The sequence below is a fragment of the Cysteiniphilum sp. 19S12-1 genome (genome assembly GCF_052030685.1).
Classification (GTDB): Bacteria; Pseudomonadota; Gammaproteobacteria; order Francisellales; family Francisellaceae; genus Caedibacter.
Genome location: NZ_JBQAJM010000014.1, coordinates 57,776 through 65,589, shown reverse-complemented (window position 1 = coordinate 65,589; position 7,814 = coordinate 57,776). Strand labels below are relative to the sequence as shown.

The window sequence follows — 7,814 nt, the reverse complement described above, 5'->3', positions numbered from 1 at the left end:
TACGAGCTTGGTGATGGCATTGATACGATCCGCCGTGGTGGCAGCTATCCATATGATCGATTTAATGATGTATTGCGTTTTGGTGGAGGGATTACCTTTGAGGATTTAAGCTTAAGCAAACAAGGTAACAATTTGGATATCCAAGTTGGTAATGATGAAAATAATCGTGTGCTTATAGAGAATTTTTATGCGGTAAGTGGTTATACTCGTACGAAGGTCAGTGGCTTTGAATTTGCTGATGGCACGGTGGTTAAGCGTGAGGATGCACGCCTAAATCCAGATATTATAGGTGATGCATTAGCAAATACGTTATCTGGTACGGATTTTGCAGAGAATCTTCGAGGTGGTGAGGGTGATGATCACTTAATGGGTGCAGGTGGTAGTGATTATCTGTATGGTGAAGCAGGTAATGATACGCTTACTGGAAATGGCAATGACTTTTTATATGGCGGTGCCGGTAATGATATCTTACTATCACAAGGAAATTGGCAGCATAATACATTAATTGGCGGCAAGGGAGATGACTTACTCATTACCTATAATTATACGACAACGACCTATGTCTACGAGCTTGGTGATGGCATTGATACGATCCGCCGTGGTGGCAGCTATCCATATGATCGATTTAATGATGTATTGCGTTTTGGTGGAGGGATTACCTTTGAGGATTTAAGCTTAAGCAAACAAGGTAACAATTTGGATATCCAAGTTGGTGATGATGAAAATAATCGTGTGCTTATAGAGAATTTTTATGCATTAAGTGGCTATACCCGTACGAAAGTCGGTGGATTTGAATTTGCCGATGGCACGGTACTTAAAAGAGAAAACGTGCAATCAGGTAGTGATAATAATGATATTTTAGTTGCCAATGGTGATTTAAACTATCTCCATGGAGGCAATGGAGAAGATAGCTATGCAGTTGATTTTTCGCAAACACAAAAAACGATTGTTAATAACTATGATAGCGACAATAGCAGTGACTTTATGAGACTCAATGGTGTTAAAACCACAGATTTACGCTTTTATCGTGAAGTAAGTAATCTGATGATTAAGAACTTGGCTGATAACAACAAACCTAAAGAAATTGTTGTGCAAGATTGGTTTGAAGCTGAAGATCATCAAATCGATGAGATTGAGGTTGGTCAATTTATGCTGAGTAATAAACAAATCGATGTGATCATCCAGACGTTAGCAAGCTTTAATGTTGAAAGTGGCGTTGGTGAAGACTTATTGAATAAAGATCAACAAGATGAAATTAAGAGTGTGCTAGTAAACTCATGGATGCCAAAAAGTGCATAATTGTGAGGTGTGCCAAGACTTAGCTTTGAGTTTCAAACTGCTTAATATATCGCTTATAAGCACTTTCGTCATGACTGGTAAAGCGTCTTCTATGCTCATTTAAAAGTGTTCCACCTAAGCGGGTATTGATTTTCTCAATGCTTTTGGTGAAGTGATCAAAACAAACTTGTGGCTCGTAAAATTGCACAAGATCAGCAATTTCACAGCGGCATAACAGGCGTGTGTAGTCTTTTTGTGTGAAGTTCTCAGGGTCAAATCCTTTTACTGGCGCATCTGCCTTGATGCTAAAGAGTACATCTTTATCTTGGGTTAATAGCTCAAAGCTTTGATCTTCAGAATTAAAGCTTAAGCCATTATGTTTAAACAAAGTATCTAAGTCTTCGCCATTAAATACATACCCTCGCGGTGCGCTAATAAAGTAGCTGACAATCCCTTTCTCAAGTTGTGGATAATCTGCATGTGATTCTTCGAGTTCGGTAATCGGTGTATCAGATAATGGGTCGACCTTGATATCGGCGCCAAGCTCAATTTTTTGCGCAACGTCTATGGTGCTCGAGTCATGTGATGTTGCACTTTCTTGTGATTGCTTGGCTTCAGCGTTTTGTTTATGTGGGGTTTTTTCTGCCTTTGCTACTTTTTTGACAGCTTTTTCTTTTTCTTGAATAGCTTGTAGCTTCGCCATCTCACGCTTGTATTTTTTGCGTTTGCTGCGGCGAAATGCATCAATCAATAGTAAAATCACGATGATAATACTAAGCAATAAAATCAGTTGAACTTGAGTCATGTTTATAATCTATATAATCGTATTTCAATAGAGGCTTATTCTAATCAATGCATGCCTAATTAAAAAGACAAAAGCGCTAAGAATCTAATAAATTTATAATTTCATCGCTGACTTTGCGATCGGCATCAAGCATTAATAGCTGATGTAGGTTTTGAAATGTTGCTTTAAGCTGTCGAGTATATTCTTGATCGTCAAAGAATCGTTGCAATTCATGAGTAATCTGATTAGCTGTGAAATTTTTCTGCAAAAGCTCTGGCACTATTGCCTTATTCGCAAGGATATTTGGCAAACCAACATATTTGGTTTTTAACATATGTTTAACAATAGTTGCTGTAAGTGTCGACATCTGATAACCAATGACCATTGGCTTTTTATAAAGCATTGTCTCAAGTGCAGCGGTACCCGAGGCGACTAATGCAAAGTCGCAGGCTTGTAGTACCCTATGTGCATTACCGTTGAATTTTTGAATATTAAGCTTATCAAGTAGTTCTTGATGTTTATTAATCTCGCCATATAAACTTTCTTTAGCTACAGGAAGCAAGGTGTCAAACTCATAACCTTGCCTTTTTAACTGGGCAATGCTCTGCAAGAAAACAGGTAGGATGCGAATGATCTCTTGTGTGCGACTCCCTGGTAGTAGGGCGATGACTTTTTTATTGGGGTTTGTATCAATATCAAGTTGTTTGCGAGCCCCAACAGTATCCTCATCCATAGGCGTTTTATTAGCTAAAGGATGTCCAATAAATATCGCTTTATGTCCATGTTTTTGATAAAAATCTTCCTCAAAAGGCAAGATAGCAAAAACAACATCAGTTGCACGTTTAATCTTTTTCATGCGGCCTTCACGCCATGCCCAAACAGAAGGGCTGACATAGTGCGCGGTTTTGATGCCACGCGCTTTAAGCTTAGCTTCAATCGGTAGGTTAAAATCAGGCGCATCTATACCGATATAGATATCCGGTGGATTATCTTGGCAATGTTTGATGATGCCTTTACGCACCTTCAAAATAGCAGGAAGGTGCTTTAATACCTCAAAAAGCCCCATGACAGATAGTGTTTCAATGGGGTAAAGGCTTTTAAGCCCGGCATCAATCATTTGCTGACCACCAATGCCTTCGATAATGGCATTAGGGTAATGTTCTCTTAGTAAACGTACAACGCCCGCGCCCAGTTGATCACCAGAGAGCTCGCCCGCAACAAGCATAATACGCATTAGCGAATGATCCCGCGTTTTGAGTGCTCAAGCAATGTGACAAATCGCTCAATCGCGGGGGTTTCTTGCTGCATGACTTTAAGTTTGTCAATGGCTTCAACTAAGCGCAAACCTTGACGATAAATGACTTTATAAGCCTCTCGTATTTGGCGAATATCTTGCGAGGAGAAACCTGCTCTTTTTAAGCCTTCGACATTAATGCCGCAAGGTGAGGTAGTAGGTGATGCCGTCACCATCAAATAAGGAGGAACATCCTGCGTGATCAGCGCCATATGCGCGATAAAAGCATAAGAACCGATATGGCAAAACTGGTGAATGCCTGAATTGATGCCGATTGTGGCAAAATCATCGACGTGCACGTGACCGGCAAGCGCTGAATTGTTAACCAATGTGACATTGTTACCAACACGACAATCATGTCCAATATGCACATAATTCATAATCAAATTATTATTACCAACACGCGTAATGCCATCTTCTTTGGCAGTACCTCCATGAATGGTAACACATTCACGAATGATGTTGTTGTCACCCAAAATAAGCTGTGAAAACTCACCATGGAAGGTGCGATCAATGGGTTCTTCGCCGACGGAGGCAAATTGGAATATCCGATTATTTTTGCCGATAACAGCATTTTTACCAATAACCGCATGAGCAGAAATATTACACCCTTCGCCAATTTTGGCATTTTCACCAATAATAGCATATGGACCTATCGTGACATTGTCAGCAATTTCTGCTGTTTCATGAATGACTGCTCTGTTATCGATCACGTTTATACTTCCCTGTAAGCTGCAAGAAACTCAGCACTGGCAACAAGCTCGCCATCAACATAGGCCTTGGCCTCACTTTTGCACATGCCGCGCTTTATTTTGCCCATTGTCGCATGAAATTTTAAAACATCACCTGGCACAACAGGGCGCTTAATACGGACATTATCAATCCCCGCAAGCACAAAAAGTTTCTTATGATCTTGTGGATCATGATCATCACCCATCATTTTAACACCCAAAATACCAATGGCTTGCGCCATCGCTTCAACGATTAAAACACCAGGCATAATCGGCTGGTTTGGGAAGTGGCCATTGAAAAATTCCTCATTGGCAGTGACATTTTTCTGAGCAATTACCGTGCCTTCTTCAACGTTGATATCAAGGATTTTGTCAATCAATAGAAAAGGGTAACGATGCGGTAAAATTTCTTTAATTTGTTGAATGTTAAGCTGCATGTGTAATGTGCCTTACGTTGGTTTATTCAGAATCTTTAGATTTTTGCTCGAGCATTTTAACACGAGTTTCCAGTTTATCTAACCTAAATATGCGCGCACTGGTGCGTTTCCATTCCATATGTGGGCGAGCATTAAATGCTGCAGTATAAAACCCAGGTTCAGTAATGCTTTTACTAACATTTGAGGCAGCAGCTAGCAATACGTTATCACAGATTTCCAGATGACCACTGACCCCAACTTGACCGCCAAGTAGGCAGTTTTTACCAATGGTGACGGATCCGGCAATGCCGGTTGATCCAGCAATCGCAGTATTCTCGCCAATGATAACATTATGTGCGACTTGCACTTGGTTATCGATTTTTACGCCATTAGCAATAATGGTGTCATCAATCGCACCTCGATCAATAGAGGTGCAGGCACCAATCTCAACATGATTGCCAATAGTTACACCACCGATTTGCGGAATCTTAACCCAATTGCCTTTTTCATCTTTGGCATTACCAAAACCATCTGAGCCAAGCACGGTGTTGGCATGAACAATACAGTGCTCGCCAATGTGCACGCCGTGATAAATCGTAACATTAGGCTTGATTTCTGTTTTTGTGCCTATGCTTGAGTTATCCATGATGACAGAGTTAGCACCAATAATCGCATTTTCAGCAATGATAACATGCTCACCAATGACAACATTGGCAGCAATGGATGCATTGGCAGCAATTTTAGCAGAGCTTGCGATTGTCGCACTTGGGTGAATGCCAGCACTGGCCTTAGGCGTGCGATCAAATAAAGCGGCAACCTTAGCAAAGGCAAGATAAGGGTTATCAAGAACCACTGCATTTGTCGGACAGAGATCAAGTGCTTCTTTGGTTAATAAAACGGCTGAAGCTTTAGTGTCTTTAAGGTCGTTGATATATTTGCTATTGGCTAGGAATGACAGTTGTCCTAATTTCGCACCTTTAAGCGTTGCTAAACGATCGACAATAACAGATTCATCACCATGGACATAACCACCAAGGTCTTCGGCAAGTGTTTTAAGTGAGTACATGTTTATATATCCTTATGCATATAAAAAAAAAGCCCCATCAAGGAGCTTTTTGATCAATTGGCTGATGCGCGATTACGCAGCAGCAACTTCCAATGCTTTGATCTTAGCAACAAGACGGCTCTTATGACGTGCTGCTTTGTTCTTGTGGATCAAGCCTTTAGTGGCGTAACGATCTAATACTGGTTGAAGTTTGGCAAAGCAATCTTTTGCTAAAGATAAATCGCTTGCTTCGATTGCTTTAACTGTTTTCTTCATGAAAGTTCTCATCATTGAACGACGAGACATATTATGTTGACGGTTTTTCTCTGCTTGTCTTACACGTTTTTTAGCTTGCTTACTATTAGCCAATGTTCTTCTCCGATTATTTAATTTTTTTAGGTATCAAGTGACAGATCACCACAATCAAGAAACGGACACGCTTTTCTGAAATAGGATCAACTGCTAATTTAAAATCGCAGCGTATTTTGAACCGATTTGAATGATAAGTCAACACTGTGATTTTAATCATTAGAAAAAAGGTTTAATTTTGGCTACAATAGCAACCTGCTTATCAACCTAAACGGTGAAAATAAAGTCATGCAAGCACAACAAAAACAAGAAAAGCAAGAAAAGAATGTTATTCATACCGATGTTTTGGTGATCGGTGGCGGGGTTAATGGTACAGGCGTTGCTGTTGATGCGACATTAAGAGGTTTAGATGTGACGCTTTGTGAAGCAAAAGATTTTGCTTGTGCAACCTCATCAGCTAGCAGTAAATTGGTGCATGGCGGCTTGCGTTATTTAGAACAATATGAGTTTAAGCTCGTTAAAGAAGCCTTAAAAGAACGTGAAGTACTTCTGAAAAAAGCACCGCATATTATTCATCCTCTGCGTTTTGTTTTGCCGCATGCCAAACATTTGCGCCCAGTGTGGATGATTCGTGTTGGCATGTTTTTATATGATTTTCTCGCAGGTAAAATGTCATTAAAAAAATCAAAAAAGATCTCATTGGTTAATACGCTAGAAGGTCAAAATTTGACTGATGATTTCACTGTTGGTTTTGCTTATTCGGATTGCCGGATTGATGATGCGCGGATGACGATGCTTAATGCTCAACAAGCCAAAGCACATGGTGCCAAAATCTTGATGCCGTATCAATGCGTTGAGGTAAAAAAAGTGAAAAAGGTAAACAGTAGCTGGCAAGCAAAACTTGTAGATGATAAAGGTGATCAAATAATCGTGCTTGCTAAGGCCGTTGTTAATGCCGCAGGACCTTGGGTTGCGGATATTATTCATGATGTGCTAGAAACGAGTTCTAAATCGGCAGTGCGTTTGATCAAAGGCAGTCATATTGTGGTACCTAAGTTATATGAGGGTGATCATGCATATATTTTACAAAATGAAGATGGGCGTATTGTCTTTGCGCTGCCATATGGTTTTACTAGCGAGCATAACAATGAGTTTACCTTAATTGGTACGACGGATGTTAATTACCAAGGTGATCCAAGAGATATAAAAATTAGTGATGAAGAAGCGGATTATCTGTGTGAGTTGATTAATGGTTATTTCAAAAGAAAGATTTCACCTAAAGACGTTGTTTGGAGCTATGCTGGTGTGCGTCCGCTATATGATGATCATGCCAAGGATCCGTCTAAAATTACGCGTGAATACCACTTGGAGCTTGAAGATGATCAGGGTGAATTACCCGTATTATCAATCTTTGGTGGCAAGATCACGACTTATCGCACTTTGTCGAAGCATGTGATTGATAAGTTGCAACCGTTTTTCCCTGATATGAAAGCATGCACAACGGATAAGATTGCAACACCAGGTGGTGAAGCAGCCTCATTTAGCGAAATTTTGGCAAAGCTCAACACTACTTACCCATGGCTTCAGGATAAGCACGCTTATCGCTTGGCATCATCGTATGGGATGCAGAGTATTGATGTGTTAAAAGATGCGAAGTCTTATGATGATTTAGGGATATGTTTTGGTTATAACCTATATCAGCAGGAAGTTGAATACTTGATTGAACATGAATGGGTGCGCGATGTTGATGCGTTGTTATGGCGTCGCAGTAAGCTTGGGTTATGGCTGAAAAAAGATAAAGTAGCGCAATTGACGCAATGGTTAGAAAATTATTTTAAAACACTGTAAATGCAAGCTTAAACGTAAACGTACCATTTGACCATGCTTAGGGTGCGATTGACATTGTTGGCTGAGCGTTAGTCGAAGCCATTTGTTGTTTTCATCCGTACCCTTCGAC

At 40.2% G+C, this 7,814-nt stretch carries 8 protein-coding genes; 2 read left to right on the top strand and 6 right to left on the bottom strand.

What is annotated here, in order from left to right; all coding sequences use genetic code 11:
• Positions 1-1,299 (top strand): calcium-binding protein (locus ACTS4L_RS06350; protein ID WP_440651834.1); only part of this gene is annotated, 1,299 nt, incomplete at its 5' end.
• A gap of 19 nt (positions 1,300-1,318) precedes the next feature.
• On the opposite strand, the gene ACTS4L_RS06345 is transcribed toward ACTS4L_RS06350, so the two are convergent.
• From ACTS4L_RS06345 to rpsT, 6 genes are all read right to left on the bottom strand, one after another.
• The gene (locus ACTS4L_RS06345) at positions 1,319-2,083 is read right to left on the bottom strand and encodes a cell division protein ZipA C-terminal FtsZ-binding domain-containing protein (protein WP_440617097.1); all 765 of its coding nucleotides are present in this window, start codon (positions 2,081-2,083) and stop codon (positions 1,319-1,321) included.
• A 76-nt stretch (positions 2,084-2,159) separates the two neighbouring features.
• Entirely contained in the window at positions 2,160-3,296 is a 1,137-nt protein-coding gene (lpxB, locus tag ACTS4L_RS06340; RefSeq protein WP_440617096.1) for a lipid-A-disaccharide synthase, read from the bottom strand.
• Positions 3,296-4,069, bottom strand: a complete 774-nt coding sequence (lpxA, locus tag ACTS4L_RS06335) for an acyl-ACP--UDP-N-acetylglucosamine O-acyltransferase (RefSeq protein WP_440617095.1) — start codon at positions 4,067-4,069, stop codon at positions 3,296-3,298. The genes lpxB and lpxA overlap by 1 nt, the downstream gene beginning before the upstream one ends.
• A 2-nt stretch (positions 4,070-4,071) precedes the next feature.
• Positions 4,072-4,524, bottom strand: a complete 453-nt coding sequence (fabZ, locus tag ACTS4L_RS06330; RefSeq protein WP_440617094.1) for a 3-hydroxyacyl-ACP dehydratase FabZ — start codon at positions 4,522-4,524, stop codon at positions 4,072-4,074.
• A gap of 22 nt (positions 4,525-4,546) precedes the next feature.
• A complete protein-coding gene (gene lpxD, locus ACTS4L_RS06325; protein ID WP_440617093.1) occupies positions 4,547-5,569 on the bottom strand; it encodes a UDP-3-O-(3-hydroxymyristoyl)glucosamine N-acyltransferase in 1,023 nt (340 codons plus the stop codon).
• 72 nt (positions 5,570-5,641) lie between these two features.
• Positions 5,642-5,917: a 30S ribosomal protein S20 gene (gene rpsT / locus ACTS4L_RS06320; protein ID WP_440617092.1), complete on the bottom strand. Its 276-nt coding sequence runs from the start codon at positions 5,915-5,917 to the stop codon at positions 5,642-5,644.
• A gap of 228 nt (positions 5,918-6,145) precedes the next feature.
• On the opposite strand from rpsT, the gene glpD reads away from it, so the two are divergent.
• A complete protein-coding gene (glpD, locus tag ACTS4L_RS06315; protein ID WP_440651832.1) occupies positions 6,146-7,705 on the top strand; it encodes a glycerol-3-phosphate dehydrogenase in 1,560 nt (519 codons plus the stop codon).
• Positions 7,706-7,814: the final 109 nt, after the last annotated feature.